This is a genomic window from Pricia antarctica, assembly GCF_900101815.1.
GTDB classification, from domain to species: Bacteria; Bacteroidota; Bacteroidia; order Flavobacteriales; family Flavobacteriaceae; genus Pricia; species Pricia antarctica.
In genome coordinates, this window is record NZ_FNAO01000004.1 from 447,066 (window position 1) to 471,371 (window position 24,306).

The window sequence follows — 24,306 nt, forward strand, 5'->3', positions numbered from 1 at the left end:
ATTATCCATTACTTTTGGCGCGCTAAACAATCAATTATGTCTAAACTATTTCCAAGTCGCTTTACCTTGTTAAAGGCATTCGTACTTCTGTTTCTATCAATTTCCCTTTTCGTAAGAATTAGTTTTATGGTTTGGGATTTTGCGGAGGTGGATAAGAGCATTTTAGACCTTCTAGGTACTTTCGGTACCGGGTTCTTATTTGACATCGGAACCGTTTCTTTTTTTACCATTCCCTATCTGCTGTATCTATTGGTGGTACCGGTAAAATGGTACGGTTCATTCATAGACAGGATTATCACGGCCTTCGGATTTTTCTTGGGCATATTGATCATCTATTTCTCCTTTTTCGGGGAGTTTACTTTTTGGGACGAATTTCAGCGACGGTATAATTTTATTGCTGTTGATTACTTGATCTATACCTATGAAGTCGTTAAGAATATCAATGAGTCCTACCCTTTGCCTATTTTGATTGGGTCGCTACTTACCTTGGTCGCCTTGACCTTGTTTATTGTCTACAAATATGGAGGTTTTCAAAAAACGTACTATAGCGAAACTAGCTTCAAGCAGAAGTTTGTTGCCTCCCTGCCCTGGTTTGCCATAGCCATCGTTTGCGGACTGTTGGTGACGAACGACCAAGCGGAGTGGTCAAAAAACCGCTATAACAACGAACTGTCAAAAGCGGGTATCTATTCCTTTTTTGCGGCCTTTCGCAACAACGAACTGGCCTATTCTGAGTTTTATAGGACCATCGACGATAAAAAAGCATTTGCCGATGTCAAGGGAGAATTTGTCGATAGCGGTGATACTTTTTTACACCCCTTAAAAAATGAAATCCTACGCAACACAAAGAATACCGACAGTATAAAAACCGAACAACGGCCGAACGTCATATTTATCTGTATCGAAAGTCTGAGTGGCAACTATATGAATGCATTGGGAAGTGATCTCAATATTACCCAAACCTTGGATTCATTGGCGAACAAAAGTTTATTTTTTACCGATTTCTTTGCGACCGGTACCCGAACCGTTCGTGGTATGGAAGCAATAACCCTGTCCATTCCCCCTACACCCGGTCGAAGTATCTTGAAGCGTAAGAATAATACGGGTTTGTTTACCATAGGGGAAGTTTTCAAAGCAAAGGGATACGACCGTAATTTTTTCTACGGCGGCGATGGTTATTTTGACAATATGAATACTTATTTCGGCGGAAACGGTTTTAATATTGTGGACAGGGGCCGTGGTTTTCTTTTGGATAAAAGTATTACAACTACCCGCACCAACATCGAAGATGACGAGGTCACTTTTGAGAACGCATGGGGTGTCTGCGATGCGGATATTTACAACAAGGTCATCAAGGAAGCGGACAAGGCCCACGAAACCGGAAAGCCATTTTTCGATTTTGTGATGACGACTTCGAACCACAAACCCTACACCTACCCGGAAGGAAAAATCGACATTCCCTCCGGAACCGGCAGAAATGGGGCCGTAAAATATACCGATTATGCTATTGGGGAATTCCTAAAAAACGCCCGTACCAAACCCTGGTTCAAGAATACCGTTTTCGTGATTATGAGCGACCATTGCGCCAGTAGCGCGGGCCGATGGGAGCTGGATGTTCAAAACTATCATATTCCAGCATTGATCTACAATTTGCCGAATGCCGTTCCACAGAAAATAGATAAGTTGAGTTCGCAGATAGATATGTTCCCTACGCTTTTCGCTTCCCTCGGATGGGATTACAAGACCAATCTTTTCGGCCGGAACATCCTTGAGATGAAACCCGAAGACGAACGTGCCTTTATCGGTAATTATCGAAAATTAGGCTATTTAAAGGATAATAAAGTCATGGTCTTGGGAGACGGCAATACGGCCAATTTTTACCAATGGAATCCGGCGGACAATAGCCAGAAGGCCCTGCCCATGGATACTGAGTTCTTGGAACGCGCCATATCCAATTATCAAGTCGCCGACTATCTCTACCGCAACGGGGGACTTCAACTGAATAACCTCAAAAAATGATCCAAATACATTTTATCGTTAATCCCGTCGCGGGCCATGGAAGATTGCCATTGACCAAAGAATTTTTTGAGCCGTATTTCGTCGGAAGCCTACATCGGTTGACCGTAAAACACTCCGCCTTCAAAAATCACGCGACGCAATTGACCTTGGATTCGATTTCCGAAAATGCGGATATAATCGTCGCATGCGGGGGAGATGGCACGATCAACGAAGTAGCGTCTTGCCTGATCGGTACCGATATTCCTTTGGGAATTGTTCCCATGGGATCCGGCAACGGACTGGCCTCGAACCTGCGCATCCCAAAAAACCTTAGGAAGGCCCTGGCCATAATACGAAGTCAACGAACCGTAAAAATCGATGTAGGCCAGGTAAACGACCGCCATTTTTTCAGCAATATGGGTATCGGCTTCGATGCCAGCGTCATCAAACATTATGAATCCTCACAAAAAAGAACGCTTTACGGCTACGTCAATGCTTGCGTCAGCTCTTTTCGCCATATGGGTAAAAATAGGAGTTTGGTAGTACAGGTCAACGAAATGAACCGTTTGGTCGATCCGTTCATCATTTTGATATCCAATTCTAACGAAATGGGGTATAACCTTAGTCTTACCCCAAAAGCATCTTTACAAGATGGACTATTGGACGTACTAATCATATCGAAAATAAGCAGGCTAAAAATGATTTGGTTAGGGGCTTTGATACTGTTTAAACGGGTATATTGGCTAAAGGAGGCCAAGAGTTTTCAGACCACGGAACTCCTCTTATCCAGAAACGATAACGCCAGTTTTGAATCCCAGATCGACGGGGAACTGCACGAAATCGATACTGGGATGCTACACATTTCCATCAAAGAAAAATCACTACAAATTTTGGTCGCTGAATAAGTGGGGTCACTTTTATCATTTCGCTCAAATTCCTCAATGTGCCGACAGCTTAACCACACCTCTAATTCCTGTGCGAATACTCAAGTTTTTCATGGTTGATTCCCTCCATAATTTCACCAAATAGTCGAGTGGACTTTATTCGGTCTTTAATTGAATACATGGTAGAGACCGCGATAATCTCATTGACCCCGGTTGCTTCCAAAAATTCTTGCGTTTGGTTTTTTACGCTTTTTTTGCTGCCCACAAAAGAATATTTCAACATTTGGCGTATGGAGGGATGATCGTATATTCCCTTTAGTTCTTCAGTCATTTCCGATGGTGGTTGCAGGGCATCTTTTGCTCCGGTAAGTACCCCAACGAACATCCTTATTGCCGTCGTGAACAACCTTGCCGCTTCTTCATCGGTATCGGCTACGAAGACATTGACGCCGGCCATTGTGTAAGGCTGTTCTAAAAATTCAGAAGGTTTGAATTCCTGCTTATAAATCCGTAAAGCGTTGTGTAAATGAGTGGATGCAAAATGGCTGGCAAAGGCATAGGGCAATCCTTTTTCTGCGGCCAGATGGGCGCTATCGGTACTGGAACCCAAAATGTACAAGGGTACGTCGGTTCCCTCAGCAAGGGTGGCACGCACCTTTGAAGTCTTATTTTCCGGTGAAAAATACTTCTGGATTTTCTCTATTTCCAGAGGAAAGGAATGCGCAGCCTCCATAAAGTCGGCGCGAATAGCTCGGGCGGTCTGTGGATCCGTACCGGGCGCCCTTCCCAATCCGAGGTCGATGCGATCGGGGTATAAATGGGACAATGTTCCAAACTGCTCGGCTATAATCAAAGGAGAGTGATTGGGAAGCATTATTCCACCGGAACCAATACGCAACTTTGTGGTGTTTTCGGCAACATAGCCTATAAGTATCGAAGTGGCGCTACTGCCTATATACTCGGCATTGTGGTGCTCTGCGAACCAAAAGCGCTTGTAGTTGCAGGATTCAGCCGTTTGGGCCAGAGCTAATGAGTTGTTCAGGGTTTCCTTTATAGTGCCCCCTTTAGGAACAAGGGCAAGTTCTAAAATTGAATAGGCAATCTTTTTGGTATTCATATATCTATATCTATCAATGTGCTATTGAAATAAAAAAATCACACTTTTATTAATGCGCTTACATAGCGGCTAATGATGGAAGGCTGGGTTAGGTTTAGGAATGACGTAATGGCCGAGCTTTCCAGTTTATTCTTTAGATACTGAATGGTCTTCAAATCTTATGCCGATTACAAGGTTTCGGGAATAAATATGAAAAACTTGACTTAATCGAGTCTAAACTTTAAAATTTGATGAACGCTATTTCTAGATAGGGGCTTATCGTAAAACCCCTCTACCATGGAATGATTCTTTGCCCTATCCCGATCAACTGAGCTGGTAAATGTGGAGAGAATAAAAACTTTGGTCCTATTAGCCATATCACCAATAGTACGGTATCGATCAAGAAAATCCCACCCGTCCAAATCGGGCATATCCAAATCAAGGAAAATACAATCCGGAAGATTTTTCCCTGCTTTAAGGAGATTGGATAAGATACCCAAACCTTCTTGAGCTCCATCACAAGTCAATACCTCGCAGTCACTATTTGCTTGTTGTATCGTATATCTTAACGCGAATTGAGAAACTATGTCGTCATCTATGATAAGTATGTTTTTGCTCAATATGGACTACGATTAAAGATTAGAAAAAGGAAAAAGAACGATCACTATATTCCGATTTGGATAAGAGCATGTTTAAAAACCCTGCTTTCTCAAAACCGGTAATTCGAGAACCTTGGAATCAATTTAACTAGGTTCCGTAACCTGATATGTAGCTTATTTAATTTACAGTCAGAACCAGAAACTACTGGCTGTCAGTTTGCTTTGCTTGTAAATGAAAATGGCAATTTATCAGCATTTAAATAATAATATGCCTAGCTATAAAATACAATAATAATGCATATTACGGTATCCGTATTGGAAATAATGGAATTGTAAAATTACAATTTCCGGTGACACCGCCGTTAAATTCAATACCTTTAAAGACTATTAATCATAATCAACAGTATTCCTCAATGAAATCACCAGAATTTCCTGCCAACGAAAAGAAAAGACAAGCCGCAGTAGAAAAATATCAGTTGCTCGATACTTTGCCAGAAGATCAATATGACGACATAACTTCGTTGATGTCTTATATCTGTGACGCTCCTATTTCATTGATAACGCTCTTGGATAAAGAAAGGAATTTCTTGAAGTCGCACCACGGTGTACCTTTTAATGAATCGCCCAGGGAATTCTCTTTTTGTGGCCATGCCATAAATTCCGAGGACCCGGTTACGATAATAGAAGACGCCAGAGTGGATGATCGTTTCTTTGACAACCCTTTGGTCACAGATTATAATGCAGTATTCTATGCGGGAGCACCATTAATAGACTCCGAAGGTTTTAAATTAGGAACATTATGCGTTTTTGATCAGAAACCCAGAAAATTAACTGAAAAACAACTCAAAGCGCTTACTTCAATGTCAAGACAAGTGGTGCAACTCTTTGAGCTCCGCTATCAAAATTTTAAACTCATACAGGCTCAGGATAAGTTAAAACTAAAAAATGAAGACCTGAGAAAATTCGCTGGTATCGTATCCCATGATCTAAAATCCCCATTGGCCAATATTATTTCATTGACCGAGCTTTTGGAATTTGATAGTGATAAACTTGACGAAAAATCACTACAGTGCCTGACCTATTTAAAAACATCTTCCAACTCCTTAAAAAACTATATCGATGGTATTTTGGAATTCTATTTAACTGATCATCTGCTTAATTGTAAGCAAGAGCACATTGATTTCGAATCATTGATTCTTGAGCTCGGTAAAATTACCAAAACAGATAATTGTACTATTCTTAGCAACGCAAAGGATAATGTCGAACTAATAGCCAATAAAGCAGCTTTGATGCAGATCCTCATTAATCTCATAACTAATGCTATCAAGTATAACTCTAAACCGGAGACTAGAATAGAAATACGCTTATCGGCGAAGCATGACTTTTATGAGTTCTCCGTTAAAGATAATTCCGACGGTATTCCAAAGAAAGAATTAAGTAAAATCTTTGATCTTTTTTCAGTAGTCGGTGTTGCGGATAAATATGGAAATATGGGCACCGGAATCGGTTTGGCCACTGTTAAGAGGCTGATTCAAGATCTTGGGGGAGATATCAATGTTTCTTCAAAGGAAGGGCACGGAAGTACCTTTACGTTTACAATAGCCAAAATAGTAAGTCCACGATTACATGTGGAAGCTTAGTTGTTTTAAGAAATCATATGATCGGTTTTTTACGGTCATTTTTATACTTGACAAAACCTCCAATCGTTTACCTCCGTCGACTGTTGAAATCAATTCAGATGGTTCCGGAAAACAATTGAGAGCCATTCATAAATGCCTTCGCCATCAACTCTTGCCCTGCCCTAGAAATCTATAGAAGGATTTATGTCTTAGGCTTTCGACACTAACCCATCTTAAACGTAACCACCGGTAGCTTGGAATGATTGGCAATATCCTCTCCTATACTGCCTACCAAGAAGTGGGAAAGCCCTTTACGACCATGTGTCGGTATACCGATAAGATCGGCGCTGACCCGCTCGCTATAGTTCAAAATGCCCCTTTCAACACTATAGTCGTTGTAGATTTCAACTTCTTGTCCAACGCCCGCCTTTTGAAGGAATTTTGATATACGGTCATAGGCATCGCCCGTGGCCATAAAATCATCGCCTTGGGTATTGATGTAGACCAAATCCAATTTGGCACCGAGCAAATCGGCAAAGTCCTTCGCCTTTCTGAAAGCCAAGAGGCTTCCATCCTTAAAATCACATCCAAAGACAAAATCTTTGACCTTGAAATTGGGAATATCCTTTTTTATAATCAGAACAGGGATATCCGAATTTCGGACCACCTTCTCGGCATTGGAACCCACAAACATTTCCTTAAAACCATCCGCGCCGTGGGAACCCATGACCACTAAATCGGCGTTATGCTTTTTTGCCACCTCATTGACTTCGGAAAAAACCTTAAAATGTTTTACGATCGGCACGACGTCGATTCCCTTCAAATAAGGTTTGCCCATCATATCGGTCAGGCGTTTTTCCGCCATTTTGATTAAAAAGACGGACTGTTCAGGGTAGAATCCTTCAGCGCCGGAAATAAGGGCCTGGTTCAGCTCTAACATATGAAGCAATATAATTTCAGCTTTGTGTTTTTTAGCTAGGGTTGTTGCCACCTTCAATGCATATTCCGATTGTTGCGAGAAATCCGTAGGTACTATTATACTTTTCATAGTTAAATTGTTTGTTGATAACCCCAGCGATCTACGTAATCTTGTTATACTTCAATTGAATTTATACTGTCTTCGACAACACTAAAGTGTCCGGTTTTTTTTCGAAACCGATACAATGCATGAACTAAATTGAACTCGTTGGTTTCCTTCTGGCACATGTGGTCTCGAATAGGCATATCAATCTTTACAAATACTTTGACATAATGTGGCCAATGGAGGTTGTACTTTTGGCTTAAAGTGCACATTTGTGGGGGTATATTTCTGTAAAGCTACATCGCTACCTCCGCGTGAACTATGACAAATATCATGTATGGAATCCTGTCGACGGCACACCCCTAATGTCCATACTCATAAATATCCTTAAAAACGGATACCACAATCCCTTCTAAATATGTTTTTAAATCATATCTGATCTTTACTTTGGTGCCAATCGGGGCATAGTAGTAAATAATCCAGGCATCTGCCTCCGTAGTGCCGATACAGCCGTTGGAATAGGCCTTTTCCAAAGTTTCGGGGTTCGTGGTGGGGTGTATCATCTGTCCGTTTCGGATGCCGTTTATCTCAGTCTCTATCCATGGTATTTGTGGCATCACCGTAGTCTTTCCGTCATCTCTTTTCGTGAAGTAGAATTGTTTGCCGTCCACGGGATTGAAGAACTCCGGGTCTTTCGCGTGGGCCACGATCTTTCCTTTTCCCGTTTTGGTGCGTAGGTCCATTATGCGGTTACTCAATTTGAGATACCGTTCCCTATTCTGCCCGACCCGGACAGGAAAGCTGTGTACTAAAACGGAATCCTGAAAAATTCGCAATTTGAATTCAGGAATGTTGATGTCGATCTCGGTTTTCGTAAATTCCTCCAGCATCCGACAGGTATTCAGGGAATCCGGAATTCTTAGGATGCTTCCTTTCGGCAATACGATTTGCTGCCTTTGGTCATACACAAACGAATCCCTTTCCATCCTTCGGTAATAATCCGTATTCGCCAGGGTATCGATAATCCATGGATTGTAACGCACCAGAAGATGTTCCGATAGCGGATAGGGCAGAATGGAATCGTAGCGTTGCACCAACGAATCGAGGTATTGAAAATAGTCGCTTACTACGATATTCTTAGAGACCTTTATTCGCTTTGGCGATGTATCGATCTGAATACCGTTTTTCTGAAAATCGGCTTTTGCCAGTTCCCTGTCCGCCAGAGCCATATTACGCCTATTGCAAGAACACAAAAGCGCAAGCGACCCTACGGTTAAAAAAATTAAATTTGTCAATTTGAATCGTTTCATATTAATTTCCCATTTTGCCGATGGCACAACTCACGTAGGATTTTGCCCTTCTGACAAAGTTCCTTGAACCGGTTGCGGGGGCCATCTAAAAAAGCACGCTCCTCACTTAGAAAAAATGGATCTACCTCCTCTTTTGAATCATCTCGCATAATAAAAGGGTATCAATTCTAAAGAAAAATAAAAGTAGCGGATTCGATTGTCGCTAAAAATGATAATTCTCATATCCTCTTTACGATATTGGTGTTTAGTTGATGTGTAAAGGAAAAACCAATCGATAGATGAGTATTAAAATGGACCCGCCGAATATTGAGGTGTAAATCAGTTTAGTGTGCCTCGCTAACCAATTCGGCAAGAAAATATCAAAGTTATCTTTTGTGGAATCCGAAAATTTACGGGCCATTACCGTCAATGGACAAAGCCATTTGAATGCCAGTAAGACAATGCCTTCCGCAACTATTAATCCGATGCAAACCCAGACCCATTTGTCGATTGTATCGGCAATAACTGCATATAATAGGTAGAAGATGACCATATTGAAGAAAAGCCAAATGATCGAATGCACACTCTTTATAACCAATAGTTCCCTGTTCTTCATCGGATGTTGATTTTATCGTATTTTTCTTTTTCCTATTTCTGAGTTCAGTTTTTCGGATATAGGTCTACAATTACAATTTTCCACGTGCTCCAAATGCCATTTGATACGCTTTTCCAAGGATGTGTTTTGGGCATTTTGTTGGCTGCGTGCCATGTCTTGTTGGATTTCATTTCATCAGCGTTTTGAGTCTTCAACATTGTATTGGATGCTTTTGACATTGAATTTCCCATAAACGAATTCCCCATCCGGATAGTGCCAGATAGCCTCGCCGTAGGTCGGCAGATGATAACCGTTTATGTTTCGATACGTACTGGCCGGAGTGGAAAACGGGAAAGCTTTCATTTCATTGACCGAATAACGGTCATTGGAAACAAAATTGACCAATTGTCCTTTTTCGTTAAAATATAAAATGGCTGAGATGCTGGTAGCGTTGGTCGTAAAAGTTGCTCTGACCGATTGTCCGTCGATAGCTTTCCAGCGTATACGCTCATCGATAAGTGCAGCCGGGGCAAAAAGACAGAGGTCGTTAAAAAAAGTGACCGTTTCGGTGGGGAACAATTCCGGTCTATCATTAGTTACCACCGGAAACAAGGATAGCAACTTGATACGCATAAACGCTCCATCTTTAGTGTATTTGTGATAGCCGTTCGCAGGCAACTTTTTGACCTTGGCTTTCATAAAAAATAACCGGGTGGGCACCTCGAAAAAGTTGTACTGTTCCGAAGTGAATTTGAACCAATCTTTGCCCCTGTCCCGCATTTCGCCCTCAAATTCAATTTTGACATTGTACACTTTTGGCTTGCCCACTGCGCCAACGTATCTCAAATACTTTTGTACGACTGCCGGGAGAGGTTCGAGGTCCTTTTCCGTTATAAGTTCATCGCCGATTTCGGTCAATGCCATGGCCGTGCGAACATCCTCTTGATACGCTTTTTCAAAGCGTTCCGTTGCGAAAGAGATACTGGCGGCGATTAAGATGATGATGTTCGAAAGCGTCCCATATTTGGCATCCGACCATACCGTTAAAATCAAAAACTGGGATACGATTACGGTCAAAATGGCGATAACGGGCCATCCTTCTCTTTTAAGGAGTATCATGATGGCCGAAGTAATAAAGAGTAAACCCGTTAACAACCAGACCAGTCCGATGGGTTTTGATAATTCTTTGGTGAATTCCGCCATATTTCCCATGGCAAAAGCTCTGAAAAAACCCATAAAATGGATTAGCCCGTGAAGAAAAATCAAAAGTATCAATACAACTCTCATAACAGAAGGTTTTGATTTAAGGCTTACGGGTCAAAAGTAGTTTTGGTGTGCAGCATTGGCAATGATCTAAATCATCTTGTGGTAATTTTAAACATCCTAAGCCTTTTCATATGGCTTTCCATCAACTCGAGGTATTTTCGGGCTTGGTCCAGCGCTTTGGATTGTGTTTTAGCATTCGTCGCATTCTTTGCACTAAGGCTGTTGACCTTGGAGCGGACGTTGACCCGATAGCTTTTATAGCCCATCCCCTGAAATGACTAAAATCATAATCTCCGAAAACGGGGGCATGATATTTATCATTTGTAGGGTTATAGGGTATCGCTAGTTTCACCACGGAAACCTAAAAAACGATTTTGATGAAGACCATTCTCTATGCTACCGACTATTCCGAAAATTCTGTACCGGCACTATGGTCGGCCTTTTTATTGGCGGAGAAATTCGATGCCAAACTAATCGTGATGCACGTATTCGATATACCCATCTTCTTGGCCAGCCCCGTTTCGGTTACCCACATGAACAATGAGAAAAAACGTATTGTCGAAAACCGGGCCAAGCTTAAGAATTTTATCAAGGAATTTTTGGGGCATCCCGAAGACAAAATCGATATGAGTTTTGTGTTCGTCGAAAACCGCTCGGTTTGGAGCGGTATTCAGGAAAAGGCGATAAAATTCAATGCAGACCTCATCGTGGTAGGCACTAAGGGAATCAGCCCTGTTCGCGAATTCTTATTGGGAGGTACCACAAAGGCACTTATCAAAAATGCAACGTGCCCCGTGTTGGCGGTACCGGAAGGAGCCGGAATCGAAAACCTCAACACCATGGTCTACGCTACCGATTTTGAACAGGCCGACATTTTTGCCATCAACCGCTTGGTCAAGATCGCGGAAAAATTCGACGCCGCAATCAAGGTGTTGCACATTACTACAAAAAAGGAATACGCGGGCGAGGAACTGATGGAATGGTTCAAGGATATGCTCGAACAAAAAACAAGCTACGAAAATATGGAATTCGAGCTGATTTTTTCGGATGCGATATTCAAGGAATTAAATGAATATCTGAACCATACCAGTGCGGACCTACTGGTCATGTTGGAACGGAAGGGTAGGAATTTCTTCGAGAAATACATCCAGAAAGATATGGTCAAAAAAATGGTGTCGGAAATTACCGTGCCACTATTGAGCTTTAATAGTTAGAGTTATAACTATTCAAGTTCACGGCGTCCTTAAATGACCAATATCATATTCCCTTCCCTTTGTTTTCGATTACTTTGAGGAATATGATTCGAAATATCCGGTTATGAAAATTCGATTAGGCATTCTTGTGCTGTTGTTCGGTCTTACCCTTTCGGCCCAAGACACTAGCACGTTCAGTTCTTACGAGACTTTGGAAGGTGTTAAGATCATCCAAATTCAGGATAATCTTTGCGCCATACTGTACCCGACCCACTTTTTTGGGGTACAGATCAAAGGCGATAAACGTCTAAAGGATATCATTAAATGGGATTTCAAGGATGCTGTTCTGAAACTCTATACCACAGAGGAGAATACTACGGCAAGCTATGCGGAAATAACACTTTATGTAAAGGATTTTGAGGAATTACGACTTTCGGGGAACGCCTCGGTACAGACCGATGAAAAAATGGTTATGGAAACCTTTATTTTGAACTCAGGTGGAAATAGTAGTTATAACTTTCCGATGGAATGCACCGACTTTACCCTAATTTCAGCAGGGGAAAGCACCGGTTATCTTGACCTTACGGCGGAGAGCGTACACGTACAAACCAAAAACAACGCAAGTACATCTATAAAAACGCTGGGGGGCAGAGTCAGTGTGGAACTAACCGATAACAGTATCGTAGGTCTGAGGGGAACCGCGCATGCCTTAAGCGCAACAGTGAACAAAAAGGCCAGATTGACGGCTTGGGCGCTGAAGGCGGAAGACGTATACCTCTTTTCTTCCAGTACGGCAGATATCGAAATTTATGCGAAAAACAGATTGAAAATCAATGGACAGGCAAACTCGAAGATATATGTGACCGGTTATCCTCGGCAAATAGATACTATCAATATCAATAAAAAAACGAATATTTTTTACCACGCACGAAATTGATTTGCCCCTGATATCGGTCAATTTAGCTCAATACTTTGGCGAGAAAGCGCAAGGGGTGCGCATCACGCTCCTTGAAATAGTCCTCGGTATGTTTGGGCAACCAGTCGTTATCCACAAAGTTGATAAACAAGTGTAGCATCGTGTTCGGATACTTCTTTGCACGCACCTGGAAGACCATTTTATCCCTTTATTTCGTTGTGCTTACTTTTATTAAACCTTTCAATTACCCGTTGGAAGACGTGGCCGATGCACAACTATATTTCGATAAGGGACATAAAAGTGGGAACATACTGGTAAGCGTAGCATGAGGAAAACTAAAATCATAAAATTATCGCAAAACAATACCTTTTATAACATAGTACTGTAACATAAACGATTGTCCCTCGTCTCCTTTATATATAACAATAATATTCATCAATTAAAATCAAATCATGAAAGCAACACTCTCGGTATCACCAACTGAATCAAGGAAGTATTCAGTTTTTTCCAACTTCAGAAATAGCAAAAGAGTCCGTTGGGCGGAACACAGGAACTTCAACCGTTGATACGGTTTTTATTACACTATTCATTAATCTTTTAAAACAACAATCATGACAACTTTCATCAATCAATCGCCGACAGAATCTAAAAGGTTTACTTTTTTTACCAACTCTAAAGACAGTAAGCGAATCCGTTGGTCGGAATCACGTCAGTACCTACATTAACCGGGCTATCGGTTAAATGCTATTTAAATGGGATAAACCTTCATCAAGTTTATCCCATTTTTTATTTCCTTATCCCATCTCGACCTTTTTAACGACGTGAAGTCCCAAAACTGACATAAATCATATTTGCTCTAGCGCCACTACCCTACCTTCGACCAAAATCAGTATAATGAAATTACTTTCAACCCTATTTTTTTCCGTAATGCTGCTGATCTCCCCATTGGGACAAGATGAGTTACAAGCCGTGGAGGCAACTTACGACGGACAATCCGGGGGCGTTTTTTATTTCGTGGATATGGAAGGTTCTTCATATGCATTCAACGATCTCGAGCCCAAGGCCAAAGAAAAATACGATCTTACCAACACCCGTTTTGAGGGAAGAAAATTTACGGTAATATACCGAATCGTTTACCAAATTGAAAAAGACAAGGAACAGCAAGAGGAAGAACAGGAAGCTATAGTTGACGATGATGAAGAAAGTGAAGAAGAATACGATTATGGGGAATGTATCATCGTGGACCTAGAACCTGTTGGGTAATACTAACACCCTATCCAGAACGCTGAAATTCGACAGCAGGTAGTGGAACTGAAATACAATGCCGATACTCTTTTTACGTATCCGAGACAGTACTTGATGCGGGCGACCGGTAACAAGTTTTTTGTTCAAATAGAGCTTGCCAGTTTTTTAGGTATCCATGATGGATAGAATATAGAGCAAGGTGAACTTTCCGGAACCGGATTTTCCCATTATGGAGGCGAATTCCCCTTCATGAAAGCTAAATGAAATATCCTTGAGCACATGAAAATCCTTTAACTTTAAAAAGTATTTGTTGATATTTTTTGTCTCTAGAACCTGTTTCATAAGCCTTCTTTAAGTCCTACGGATAATGCGTACCGGATCGATATGTTTTGCCCGCGTTCGACGGTAGCCATCTCGCCACAAAAGTCGATAATAGTGCGAACACTATTGCTATCACCTAGTAACCGATATTAAAATGAACAGGATAAAATCGATGTCCGGGATATAATCAAAATCATTTTTGGGGAAAAATATGGGAGTCAGAGTCCACCTAGAAATATCATAAACCAACTAATTAACCAAAACTGACCAATGTCATACCCCCTTGAGGCCACTTCCTTTAGTTTTGAGCTAAAAACTAGAAAAACATCATGAGAAGAAACTTAGAAAAGGAAGAAGGTATCCAAATTTTGACCGAGAATTACATCGGCCATTTGGGATATATCTCCGGTGGCTATCCACACATAGTTCCTATCACCTACTATTACGACGCCGCTACCCATACGATAACGAGCTACTCCTCCGAAGGCCATAAGATTACGGCGATGCGAAAAAACCCTGCGGTCTCCCTCTGTGTTGACGAGATTTCTTCGGTAGCCGATTGGCGATCGGTCTTGGTTCACGGTACTTTCGAGGAACTTTCAAATATCGATGCCAAGCACATGTTACGCCAATTTTCGGATGGTGTGAAGGGTATCATCGAACGGTCACCGGAAAAGAACGCTCGGTTTATAAGTGATTTCTCGGCCCGTATTAGCAAGAACCAAGCACCGCTAGTTTTCCGGATTAAAATCGAAGAGGTCACCGGTAAGAAAAGGATATCGTAAGTATCGGGCGGCTGTGACGGACCTACCCCTTTCATGCAACAGTTTAAAACAAATCTAATTTCATAAAAAAATTTCGACATTCTTGTCAAAAAATTCAATACCATCGGTATGCCATAAGCATACCTGTTTCTGTTTTTAAAAAAACGGTTTCAGACAACTACTGACCGATGTCATATTTTACCCCTCAGGCAGGTGCTAGCTTTGGCGTTATAATAACCTCCAAATGTATTTATAATATCTCGGCGGTTAAAAAGCATCGAATTCGCACAAATAAATCCAAAAAAAGACACCATGACAGATTTAACCAGCAGTGAAGTTCTCAACATACTCAACGATAATTATACCGGCCACTTGGGTTTTACCGTGGAAGGCAACCCATTTGTACTTCCCATCAGCTATTATTATGACAAGGAAGAGCACGCTATTATCAGCTACTCCGCCGAGGGTCATAAAATCGATGCCATGCGGAAGAACCCATCGGCATCTCTATTTATAGCGGAAGTGCAATCCGTTTACAATTGGCAATCGGTATTGGTTCACGGCACATTTGAAGAGCTAAAGGGCACGGATGCTAAACAGCGATTGCATCAATTTACCGAAGGGATTCAAAGTATTATTCAGAATAAGGAGGATAGGGAGACGGAATTTATCAGCGAATTTTCAAGTAAGGGCTACTCCCATGGCGTTCCCGTAGTCTATCGCATCAAAATTCTTAAAATTACAGGAAAACGCAAGGAAACTTAGCGTAAAAAACACTGAACCGAACCTGCGGAAATTACTGCTTCCGTTTCGGATATTCCGCATTTTGCCAAATTCTAAATCATACTAGAACAGGAGGCGAACAAACCTATTAGGAACAAACTGTCAACAGTATCCTACATGCCGTCTGGATTTTCTTTCTGCGGGCAGCTGCTCTTTTTCACTATGTAGCCATTTTGTTGGCAGTTTAATGGGATAAAGGAAATGGCCCGAAGATAGATCGGGGTAGAATATCGGTTTTCTGTTTTCGTTCCTGAAACATGGTTACTATTCGACCCTGTAAAACTGAGGGCTACATGTAATACAACGAATGAAGTGCCCATGTCCCTTTCCCAAAATGACATTTATCATTTCAGGGATTCCTGCACTGACCTAGTTTTGTAGATTATCAAATTACACCAAAGATCAAAAACGATGGAAAAGGAAATCATCTACAACGAAAACCTGCATTTCGAGCATCAGCTCTGGAGGCACGAACTATTCTTCTGGCAAGACGAGCTAAAGTTTTTCAAAAATAGGCTCAGCGAACTGGTTACGCGATGGACTTCCAAAAAGGTACTTGTAAAATTGGAGCATTATCAAAACGAATTCATCTTGCACGGTGGGGTCATCGAGGACCTATTGGAGGCGATAGAAATCCACGAGACTAGAATTGCCGGACAAGACCAAGACGGTCAAGATGCACTGGATACCATTTTGGTCCAAAAACACTTGGAATTCCGAAATAAAATGGAGATGCAGCGACAAATCTATGCAGATCTTAAAAAAGAGTTCTTCCGCTTTCTTAGCGAGTATCTATAAAACGTATGTTAGGGCTAAAACTTCCGAAAAAGCAGCATCTTAGAAGGTACTATAGCGTTTTTGGCGTGCTCGCCAAGTATGGATTTGAAGACGTAATGGCCAGCAATACGGTCAAAAAACTCATTCCAAGAAACTATCTCAAAAAGCATCCCGATACCGAAAAGTTGCTTTCGCTGTCCACTTTTGAGAGGATACGGATGGTCTTGGAAGAGCTGGGGCCTACCTACGTCAAAATGGGCCAGCTCGTGAGCAATCGCGAAGATCTGCTCCCCCCTGAGCTGATTGAGGAATTGGAAAAGCTACAGGACCAGGTTCCCGCCCTAAAAAACTTCGAGGTAGAGAAAGTGGTCGCCGAAACCTTGAAAATCAATTGCGCCGATCATTTCAGGTCCATCGAACCGGAACCGCTCGCCGCCGCCTCCTTGGCACAGGTGCATGGGGCCCAATTGCACAACGGCGACCGAGTGGCCCTTAAAATTCAGCGACCAGGGATCGTCGAGGTCATCGCATCCGACATCGGAATTATGAAAGACCTCGCCGAAAACTTGGAAAAATACAGCGCAGAAATACAGGCTTTTCAGCCCGTTCAACTTATAGCATCCTTCGAAAAAAGTATTAAGGAAGAACTAAGTTTTTTGAAGGAAATGGACCATATGCAGCGTTTTTCCTCAAATTTTAAGGGAAACAACGATATTTACGTCCCCAAAATATATCGCATACTGAGCAACGACCATCTTATCTGTATGGAATTCGTAAATGGTATAAAAGTCTCGGAACTTGACAAGTTACTAGCGTCGAAAATCGATTCCAAAAAAGTCGCCAAGCTCGGGGTAGACCTGTATCTCGAACAGGTCTTGGAACACGGGTTCTTCCACGCAGACCCGCATCCGGGAAATATATTCGTACTACCCGATACTGAACAGATTTGCTTTATCGACTTTGGTATGATGGGCACCATCATGCCGAACGACAAAGACGCCCTGATAGGATTGATGGATAGTTTCTTGAAAAAGGATGCCCGAAAAATCATTCCCATTCTCGAAAAAATAGCGGTAAAATCTACCATCCCCGATTACAAAAAACTAGAATATGATCTTTACGAGCTGATGGAGGGGGTCAGCAATACGTCCATCAAAAATATTAAACTGGGCACCACGCTTACCCAATTCAAAAATGTACTCTACGAGAACGAAATTATACTTCCCCATTATCTGTACATGCTCATCCGTGCTTTGGTCATCATAGAGGGCGTCGGGCTTAAGTTGGATCCCCAATTCAATATTACCGATAACCTAAAGCCGTATTTGACGAAAATTACCCGCAAGCGTATTAGCCTAAAACATATATTCAAGAAGAACGTAATCCGTTTTCAAGAGTACAATGCACTATTGGATACCTTGCCGGACGACATCAATGACATCGTGCACAAAATCAAGAACGGCAAATTGGTGATCGTTCACGAGCACAAGGGCCTCAACGAATTTAGAAATTCGCTGAAAACAGCTTTCAACCGTTTGGTGTATGCAGTCATTATCGCTGCCTTGTCCATCGGCTCCGCCCTTCTCGTCATTGCGGACATGCCCCCGAAAATCCATGGAATACCGATATTGGGTGCTATAGGTTTCGTTCTTTCGGCCGTCTTAGGTTTCTTTATCCTCATCTCTATTTTTAGGAACAAGGGAGGCAAAGCATCAGATATGTAACCAAAAAAAAACGTACAAACTGATCTCGGTCATTTTCTCCCTAAAACGGATGACTTATTTTAACATCATAATTTGTAGTCATCTAGTTCTTCAAGATTGAAAAGAGACGGGTTTCCTGGCGTAGGAATATGATCAGGAACCCAAGGGAAGGTGCAGTAAATGCTTGAGACCACATGATTTTCCGAACGGCTAGCTATAGACAATTAGGCCTGATTATGGTAAACGTTGCAAGAAAATGCAATACCTTCTTTGAAACCGGAACATTTCGGTGTTCCGGTTTCTTCAAAAATACATTTAGATTGGTTCTAGTAGATCCAAAGATCAAAGAAACCATTGTGACGGGGGCTATGACGACCGAATCAAAATCGACCTTTAGGTCATTTTGGCGATAGCTATCGAAAATCCGCTATACTTTGAAGTTCTTCCTTTTTTAAGATAATGATCCTGCGACCACTATCGGTGGTAATCAATCCCTCTTCCTTAAAATCGGATAGGGTTCGTATGGCTGTTTCGGTGGCGGTACCGATCAGACCGGCAAAATCTTCCCGGGGGATGCCCATGCCTTCGCTTGCATAGTCCTTAATAATGCCCTTATCGTAGAGATCCAAAAGGGTCTTGGCCGCCCGTTGCCTGACCGATGCGAAGGCCATGCCGACCAGTTGCGCCTGTACCTCGATCAAGTTATTGGAAATCATTTCGATGAACTTTTGCGACACGGTATGGTTTTCGTTCAGCAATTTCGTGAAATCCCTTTTAGGTATTGCATAGAGTTCGGCGTCCTCCAGAACGACGGCATTGTCTATATAGGTGCCTTTTGGGCCTAATAGCGAAAGTTGCCCGATAAATTCCCCAGGACCACAAATTCCGCTGACGAATTCCTTTCCCGATTCCGTACCCTTATAGGTCTTGACCCTGCCGCTTTCGACAAAGAACATCGAATGCGCCGTATCGCCCTCCCAATACAACATATCCTTTTTATCGTATTTTTTAAGGGCCTGACCTTTTGAGAGACTTTCGAGATCCATGTACTGCGACGCTTCCTCCAAAAAAACGTTGAGGTCCTTCACGTTTTTGGCAAATTCCTTTTTTAAAAATTCGTTTTTGCGCAGCCGGGAGGAAATGGCCTCCAAGAGTTCCTTTTCATCAAAGGGTTTCGTCAGGTAATCGTCGGCACCCAGGTTCATGCCCGTTCGCATATCGGCCCTGTCGGTCTTTGCAGTCAAGAAAATAAAAGGGGTGCTGGCCGTTGCACTGTTTTTGGATAATTGTTCCAAGACCCCGTACCCGTCCATTTCGGGCATCATGATGTCGCAGACCACTATGTCGGGATGAAATTGTTTGGCCTTTTCAACCCCTATTTTCCCGTTCTCTGCCATCTCCACTTGGTAGTGGGCCAACGCTAAGATATCCGCCGTGTTTTCGCGTACATCCTCGTTATCCTCTATCAATAGTATTTTTTTCATGTTCTTTTAGGTTTAAGGGGAGTTTAAGGGTAAAGGTGCTTCCTTTTCCCACTTTACTTTTGAAACCAACGATGCCACCCATAAGTTCCGAATATTGTTTTACGATATGCAGCCCCAGTCCCGTACCTTGAATGTTGGTTACGTTCCCCGCTCGAAAAAACCGCTCAAACAGGCTTTTTTGTTCCGCTTTCGGAATGCCGATTCCCTTGTCCACCACATTAAAAATCACTACCTCGCCGGATACTTTTAGTTCTAGGATGATTTCCGCGGCCTCATCGGAATATTTTAAGGCGTTCGACACTAGATTGATCAAAATATGACTCATTAGTTTCGAATCAAGAAATACGGGAATAGCTGCCTGAGCATGTGTAAACCGGATACTCTGCCCGTCTTTTTTTACCGATTTCATTTCTTCGACCAACAGCTTTGTAAACTGCACCAATTCAAAATGCTGCGGCTCTGCCCTTACCTTGCCCTCCTCGAGCTTGCTCAGCGACAGAAAATCGTTCAGGATGACCACCAGGTTTTTTACGTTGTTGCGAATGCGGACCACATGTTTCATCCGACGTTCTTCCCTGCCGGGGCCGTTCTGCTTCCCGATAAGGATGGCAGAGGACAGAATGGCGCTCAGCGGCGTTCGGAACTCGTGGGAGGCCATGGAGATAAAACGGGATTTCAGCTCGTTCATTTCCTGCTCCACCTTCAATGCCACCGATAGTTTTTCCTGTGCTTTTCGTTGATCGGTAATATTGTGGTAGACGAACAGCGACCAGACAATAGTTTCGGCATCTGAATGCAAGGGGGTCGAATTGACCGCATAGCAATTCTTCTGAAATTCCACTTCGAAGGAAAGGCTATCGCCTCGTATCGTTTTTTTTATATCCCGCTTGATAAGTTCGATCTGGTCCGCGGAAAAAATAGAAATATCATCGATGCGTATTCCCTCGAAATCTTCTTTTTTAAAGTCGAGCCGTCGCAACTCCTCCCCTTCCACGTAAACCAGTTCAAAATCGGCGTTGAAGACCACGATAAGGCCCTTGGGAAAATTCTTGGCAATCGCGGCGAACTGCGACTGGCTCCTTTGCGCTTTGCTTTCCGCCAATCGGGTCACCTGAATCTGATCTTCGAGATTTAGGTTGGTTTCAACTAAACGCTGCACGGTAAATTCTAGTTCTAGCGTACGTTCCGCTACTTTTTCCTCAAGTCGATCGGCATGGTCTTGTAACTGTTTTCTCGCTTTATTGATCTCGGTAACGTCCACCCCTGAACTGATCAGGCCCGTAACATTACCATTTTCATCTTTTAAGAGCGCGTTTCGCCATTGTATCAGTTTCCTTTTATTTCCTTTTGCCAATACCCAATTTTCATACACATCGGGCGGTTCAACGGTTCCAGCGAAAACTCGGTCAAAGAATAGGGCCAGTTCCTTTTTTTTCTTTTTAGGGATGCAGCTATGGAACCAATTCTTGCCGATAATCTCATCGCGACGGTAACCCAGCACTTCGCAGCCCTTCCGGTTGATCAGTTCGATGGAATGGTCACTATTGATAACCATAAAGATGGACGCTGCGACATCCAAATACTGGAAAAGGTTTTGGTTCTCTATGTTTGTGGATGCATCCATAATTTGCGTAGGTTACGTGCCAGCGGGTTTAAAGTATGAAACCTTCAAGGTTCTTTCATTCACCAACGTCAAAAATCCAGAGGCAAGACAATTCCTGTTATTCTTGGTAAATGTATGACACGGATTTTCTTAGAAAAATGATATCGGTCATGCCGTACAACCATTCCCTAAAATGCACATAGAAATACCCTCAAACCAACCTGTTTCAAATGGATGCAATGAGGTATTGGGAGGAAGGTATTGCCGCCTTGGCCATCGCCAAGCAGATCGGTTTCAAAGGATACGAAAAATGCATGTCGGGCGACGAACTAATGTAGTTGCAGGATCCTGAGCTCCAACAAAAGGTCAAGGAAATCCAAATTTTTACCCGGATGTTTCCCGATGCCAAGTTGTGCATCATCAATACTTCTAAGGCTAACAATGAGGTAGTGGTCAGGATCGGTGACGGGGTCAACGACGACCTGGCCCTAAAAGCCTTCCATTTTGGAATCGCCGTGGGCCAAAAGGGAACGGAAATCGCCGATAGTCTCCTTCACTCTCAGGCGGTCAACATGCCCCCGTCTACCACGTGGGTACATCCGGTAATGTATTTGCTTTCGTCCGAGGCCAAAAACAAGGCCATTTCGGCGAGCTCGTTGGATTCGGCATAGCGGCCGAAAGGCACGACGGATTCAAAGCCTTTCAGTACTTCCTTCGGGTTCTCGGGGGACACATCCTTTTCGATCCGCCGCATCATGTCGTTGTTCACGGGACCGGGATGAATGGTGTTTACCCGAATTTTACGTTCTGCATTTTCTAGGGCCGCCACTCGCATAATACCGACAATGGCATGTTTGGTCGCCACATAGGCCCCAAGACCTGCAAAGCCTTTAAGTCCGGCTACAGAGGAAGTTATTATCACGCTACCCCCTTTCTTCATTTTGGGGATAACGTGTTTACATCCCAGCCAAACCCCTTTCAGGTTCACGGCGATAACCTTATCAAATGTTTCTTCGGGATATTCCGCAATGGGTCTCGAAACCCCTTCGATACCAGCATTGGCGAAAAAAATATCGATTTTGCCGTGCACTTCTAAAGTATGCTCCACGTAATTTTCATTATCCTCCGCTTTTGAGATATCGGCCACGCAATAGGAAAGGTTTTCATGGTCTAATTCGGAGCTGGTTTTTTCCAACACCTCTTTATTGATATCCACAATAACAACCTTGGCACCCTGTTCCAGAAATAATTTCGCCGTAGCTTTTCCTATGCCGCCGGCTCCACCAGTGATGATGGCTACCTTGCCATTTAATCGTTCCATTTTCTTTTATTCTTTAGGTAAGCTGTAAAGTTTAGAATTCAAAAATGGATACGAAATGATGAATGTCATTTTGTGAAAACAATTTCATTCCTAGTTTTGACCCATCCTAAAAAAACAAAGCCATTATGATATATATTCCATACCTGCAAATGACGAAGAGCGAATCGTTGAGCGAAATCCTTACCCGAAATTTGAGAAAATTAGCCCTTAGATAACAGTTCCTGATTGGGGCCAACGTTACTTTCAAATTGGGAAACACCTGGGACGGCAACAACAAATTCTGCGAATTGGAACTAAGCGCACCCGCCCCGGTATCTTCGCCAAATCGACCGAGGATAATTTTGAAAAGGCCGCGGCGGATAACTTGAGCGACTTGTAAAGACAGCTCAGAAAGCGTAAGGAAAAGTTTCGAAAACGTAAAAAAAAATGACATAGCCATGAAAAAAATTCTTGTACCCATAGACTTTTCGGAACCCTCGGCCTATGCCTTGGAGGTTGCCGCAAAGATCGCCAAACTACAACAGGCGGAAATCGTTGTACTGCACATGCTGGGGCTGTCGGAAGCGGTGCTGACCAAAGACGAAAGCCAAGAATATGAAGAGGCCAAATACTATATGGAACTGGCCAGAAAACGCTTTCGGACCTTTTTGGACAGACCCTATCTAAAAGGCATCAAAATCAGGGAAATCGTCCAGAATTATAAGATATTCAAAGAGCTGAACACTATTGCGAAAGAACAGGGTATAGCGCTTATCGTTATGGGTTCACATGGTACCAGCGGATTTAACGAAGTCTTCGCCGGTTCCAATACCGAAAAAGTGGTGCGCACCTCCGATGTGCCCGTTCTTGTCATAAAAGCGCCCATGCCCGATTTTAATATCAAGAACATAGTGTTCGCCTGTGATTTTGAGGACGAGGCGATTTTGGCCTTCAAAAACGTCAAGGAGTTTGCCGAACTATTTTCAGCGAAGCTACAACTGGTTTATGTAAATACACCCTATGAGGCTTTTATCTGCAATTCGGAAATCGAGAAACGCATCTCCGATTTTCTTTATAAAGCAGGGGAACCCGAACTAAAAGTGACCATCTACAATGATTACAGCATTGAAAAAGGCCTAATGAACTACAGTAAGGAGGGCAAGTTCGACGTGCTTTCCATACCTACGCATGGGCGAAAACAATTCTCCCAATTTCTTTTGGGAAGTATCGGGGAAGATGTCGCCAACCATGCCAATTTACCTGTCCTGACTTTTAAAGTTTGAGCTTTGAGCAAGTTGGACTAAGGGATGTTGTTGGCCAGTTTTTGACGACGGGTATATAGTATTAGATCGACATCAACCGAAGTCTTGTCCTGCGATCCTTCAATCGGTCAACAACAATTCCAGCTCGGACAGCATACTCAACTCCGATTTGTTCTTTCCGGCAAAGGAATTGGCGATGGCACTTGCGGTCATTTTGGTAAGGGTCTTGATTTCCTTTGAAAACGCATGCGGGTGCTCTTCGTAAAAATCCTTGAACTCCTGAAAGCATTGCTTGCCGGTCTTTCCGTATTCCATGAGGCCATCGAAAACGATTTCGATCTGGTTGGCGGAGTCGGTACCGTACCGGTCGGTAAATTCGTCGACGTACAACCAATCGGCCTTTACGATTTCTTTGACTTTATCCCATTCCTTTACGTGAACATGGCCATCGCTAATGGCGATTGCGTAGAATAACTTCCCCAGATGCTCATAGAGCTCGTTCATCGTTTTCGATGTATTCTTCATTTTTATCTTTGTTAAGTGTAATGGGATAAAATTAATGTAGTGCCATACCCGATTACTATGATA

The 24,306-nt window shown here is 42.7% G+C and carries 23 protein-coding genes; 11 read left to right on the forward strand and 12 right to left on the reverse strand.

All coding sequences use genetic code 11. The features are described 5' to 3' along the window. Positions 1 to 36 precede the first annotated feature (36 nt). Both BLT07_RS09505 and BLT07_RS09510 read left to right on the forward strand, forming a co-directional pair. Positions 37 to 2,019: an LTA synthase family protein gene (locus tag BLT07_RS09505; RefSeq protein WP_091868056.1), complete on the forward strand. Its 1,983-nt coding sequence runs from the start codon at positions 37 to 39 to the stop codon at positions 2,017 to 2,019. Continuing rightward, positions 2,016 to 2,903, forward strand: a complete 888-nt coding sequence (locus tag BLT07_RS09510) for a diacylglycerol/lipid kinase family protein (RefSeq protein WP_091868058.1) — start codon at positions 2,016 to 2,018, stop codon at positions 2,901 to 2,903. The genes BLT07_RS09505 and BLT07_RS09510 overlap by 4 nt, the downstream gene beginning before the upstream one ends. Before the next feature lie 61 nt (positions 2,904 to 2,964). Here BLT07_RS09510 and BLT07_RS09515 read toward each other — a convergent pair whose 3' ends face one another. Then, positions 2,965 to 3,999, reverse strand: coding sequence for an LLM class flavin-dependent oxidoreductase (locus BLT07_RS09515; RefSeq protein WP_091868059.1), 1,035 nt, complete (start codon positions 3,997 to 3,999; stop codon positions 2,965 to 2,967). A 203-nt stretch (positions 4,000 to 4,202) separates the two neighbouring features. Continuing rightward, a complete protein-coding gene (locus tag BLT07_RS09520; protein WP_175455294.1) occupies positions 4,203 to 4,598 on the reverse strand; it encodes a response regulator in 396 nt (131 codons plus the stop codon). Between the two features lie 392 nt (positions 4,599 to 4,990). Between BLT07_RS09520 and BLT07_RS09525 the strand changes: the two genes are divergently transcribed. Then, positions 4,991 to 6,217 (forward strand): GAF domain-containing sensor histidine kinase, encoded by a 1,227-nt coding sequence (locus BLT07_RS09525; RefSeq protein ID WP_091868063.1) that lies wholly within the window; start codon positions 4,991 to 4,993, stop codon positions 6,215 to 6,217. A 202-nt stretch (positions 6,218 to 6,419) separates the two neighbouring features. On the opposite strand, the gene BLT07_RS09530 is transcribed toward BLT07_RS09525, so the two are convergent. From BLT07_RS09530 to BLT07_RS09545, 4 genes are all read right to left on the reverse strand, one after another. Then, positions 6,420 to 7,244, reverse strand: coding sequence for a universal stress protein (locus BLT07_RS09530; protein ID WP_091868065.1), 825 nt, complete (start codon positions 7,242 to 7,244; stop codon positions 6,420 to 6,422). 335 nt (positions 7,245 to 7,579) lie between these two features. After that, on the reverse strand, positions 7,580 to 8,446 hold the full coding sequence (locus BLT07_RS09535; protein ID WP_245726489.1) for a L,D-transpeptidase: 867 nt from the start codon (positions 8,444 to 8,446) through the stop codon (positions 7,580 to 7,582). 325 nt (positions 8,447 to 8,771) lie between these two features. Continuing rightward, the gene (locus BLT07_RS09540; RefSeq protein WP_091868069.1) at positions 8,772 to 9,122 is read right to left on the reverse strand and encodes a hypothetical protein; all 351 of its coding nucleotides are present in this window, start codon (positions 9,120 to 9,122) and stop codon (positions 8,772 to 8,774) included. Positions 9,123 to 9,296: 174 nt separating this feature from the next. Next, positions 9,297 to 10,388: a DUF6544 family protein gene (locus tag BLT07_RS09545; protein ID WP_091868071.1), complete on the reverse strand. Its 1,092-nt coding sequence runs from the start codon at positions 10,386 to 10,388 to the stop codon at positions 9,297 to 9,299. A gap of 356 nt (positions 10,389 to 10,744) precedes the next feature. Between BLT07_RS09545 and BLT07_RS09550 the strand changes: the two genes are divergently transcribed. Together BLT07_RS09550 and BLT07_RS09555 are read left to right on the forward strand one after the other, a co-directional pair. Continuing rightward, positions 10,745 to 11,581 (forward strand): universal stress protein, encoded by an 837-nt coding sequence (locus BLT07_RS09550; protein WP_091868073.1) that lies wholly within the window; start codon positions 10,745 to 10,747, stop codon positions 11,579 to 11,581. Between the two features lie 103 nt (positions 11,582 to 11,684). Beyond that, on the forward strand, positions 11,685 to 12,497 hold the full coding sequence (locus BLT07_RS09555; protein ID WP_091868075.1) for a GIN domain-containing protein: 813 nt from the start codon (positions 11,685 to 11,687) through the stop codon (positions 12,495 to 12,497). Positions 12,498 to 12,519: 22 nt separating this feature from the next. On the opposite strand, the gene BLT07_RS20955 is transcribed toward BLT07_RS09555, so the two are convergent. Beyond that, positions 12,520 to 12,663, reverse strand: coding sequence for a BstA C-terminal domain-containing protein (locus BLT07_RS20955; RefSeq protein WP_175455295.1), 144 nt, complete (start codon positions 12,661 to 12,663; stop codon positions 12,520 to 12,522). Positions 12,664 to 13,370: 707 nt separating this feature from the next. On the opposite strand from BLT07_RS20955, the gene BLT07_RS09560 reads away from it, so the two are divergent. After that, positions 13,371 to 13,739 (forward strand): hypothetical protein, encoded by a 369-nt coding sequence (locus BLT07_RS09560; protein WP_091868077.1) that lies wholly within the window; start codon positions 13,371 to 13,373, stop codon positions 13,737 to 13,739. Between the two features lie 147 nt (positions 13,740 to 13,886). Here the strand turns inward: BLT07_RS09560 and BLT07_RS21615 are convergent, their stop codons facing one another. Further along, positions 13,887 to 14,063, reverse strand: a complete 177-nt coding sequence (locus BLT07_RS21615) for an ATP-binding cassette domain-containing protein (protein WP_217633307.1) — start codon at positions 14,061 to 14,063, stop codon at positions 13,887 to 13,889. Positions 14,064 to 14,371: 308 nt separating this feature from the next. On the opposite strand from BLT07_RS21615, the gene BLT07_RS09570 reads away from it, so the two are divergent. The 4 genes from BLT07_RS09570 to BLT07_RS09585 all read left to right on the forward strand — a co-directional run bounded on the left by BLT07_RS09570 (position 14,372) and on the right by BLT07_RS09585 (position 18,090). Next, positions 14,372 to 14,827 carry a pyridoxamine 5'-phosphate oxidase family protein gene (locus tag BLT07_RS09570; RefSeq protein ID WP_091868078.1) on the forward strand — a complete coding sequence of 152 codons (456 nt, stop codon included), beginning with the start codon at positions 14,372 to 14,374 and terminating at the stop codon, positions 14,825 to 14,827. 291 nt (positions 14,828 to 15,118) lie between these two features. Beyond that, on the forward strand, positions 15,119 to 15,571 hold the full coding sequence (locus BLT07_RS09575; protein ID WP_091868080.1) for a pyridoxamine 5'-phosphate oxidase family protein: 453 nt from the start codon (positions 15,119 to 15,121) through the stop codon (positions 15,569 to 15,571). A gap of 429 nt (positions 15,572 to 16,000) precedes the next feature. Then, the gene (locus tag BLT07_RS09580; RefSeq protein WP_091868082.1) at positions 16,001 to 16,387 is read left to right on the forward strand and encodes a hypothetical protein; all 387 of its coding nucleotides are present in this window, start codon (positions 16,001 to 16,003) and stop codon (positions 16,385 to 16,387) included. Between the two features lie 5 nt (positions 16,388 to 16,392). Next, positions 16,393 to 18,090 (forward strand): ABC1 kinase family protein, encoded by a 1,698-nt coding sequence (locus tag BLT07_RS09585; RefSeq protein WP_091868084.1) that lies wholly within the window; start codon positions 16,393 to 16,395, stop codon positions 18,088 to 18,090. Between the two features lie 392 nt (positions 18,091 to 18,482). Here the strand turns inward: BLT07_RS09585 and BLT07_RS09595 are convergent, their stop codons facing one another. The 3 genes from BLT07_RS09595 to BLT07_RS09610 all read right to left on the reverse strand — a co-directional run bounded on the left by BLT07_RS09595 (position 18,483) and on the right by BLT07_RS09610 (position 22,477). Then, a complete protein-coding gene (locus BLT07_RS09595) occupies positions 18,483 to 19,553 on the reverse strand; it encodes a response regulator (protein WP_091868087.1) in 1,071 nt (356 codons plus the stop codon). Next, the gene (locus BLT07_RS09600) at positions 19,525 to 21,177 is read right to left on the reverse strand and encodes a sensor histidine kinase (RefSeq protein ID WP_091868089.1); all 1,653 of its coding nucleotides are present in this window, start codon (positions 21,175 to 21,177) and stop codon (positions 19,525 to 19,527) included. The genes BLT07_RS09595 and BLT07_RS09600 overlap by 29 nt, the downstream gene beginning before the upstream one ends. Before the next feature lie 538 nt (positions 21,178 to 21,715). Continuing rightward, a complete protein-coding gene (locus BLT07_RS09610; protein ID WP_091868091.1) occupies positions 21,716 to 22,477 on the reverse strand; it encodes an SDR family NAD(P)-dependent oxidoreductase in 762 nt (253 codons plus the stop codon). Positions 22,478 to 22,914: 437 nt separating this feature from the next. On the opposite strand from BLT07_RS09610, the gene BLT07_RS09620 reads away from it, so the two are divergent. Continuing rightward, positions 22,915 to 23,739, forward strand: a complete 825-nt coding sequence (locus BLT07_RS09620) for a universal stress protein (protein WP_091868094.1) — start codon at positions 22,915 to 22,917, stop codon at positions 23,737 to 23,739. Positions 23,740 to 23,838: 99 nt separating this feature from the next. Here BLT07_RS09620 and BLT07_RS09625 read toward each other — a convergent pair whose 3' ends face one another. Beyond that, on the reverse strand, positions 23,839 to 24,243 hold the full coding sequence (locus BLT07_RS09625) for a hypothetical protein (RefSeq protein WP_091868096.1): 405 nt from the start codon (positions 24,241 to 24,243) through the stop codon (positions 23,839 to 23,841). Positions 24,244 to 24,306: the final 63 nt, after the last annotated feature.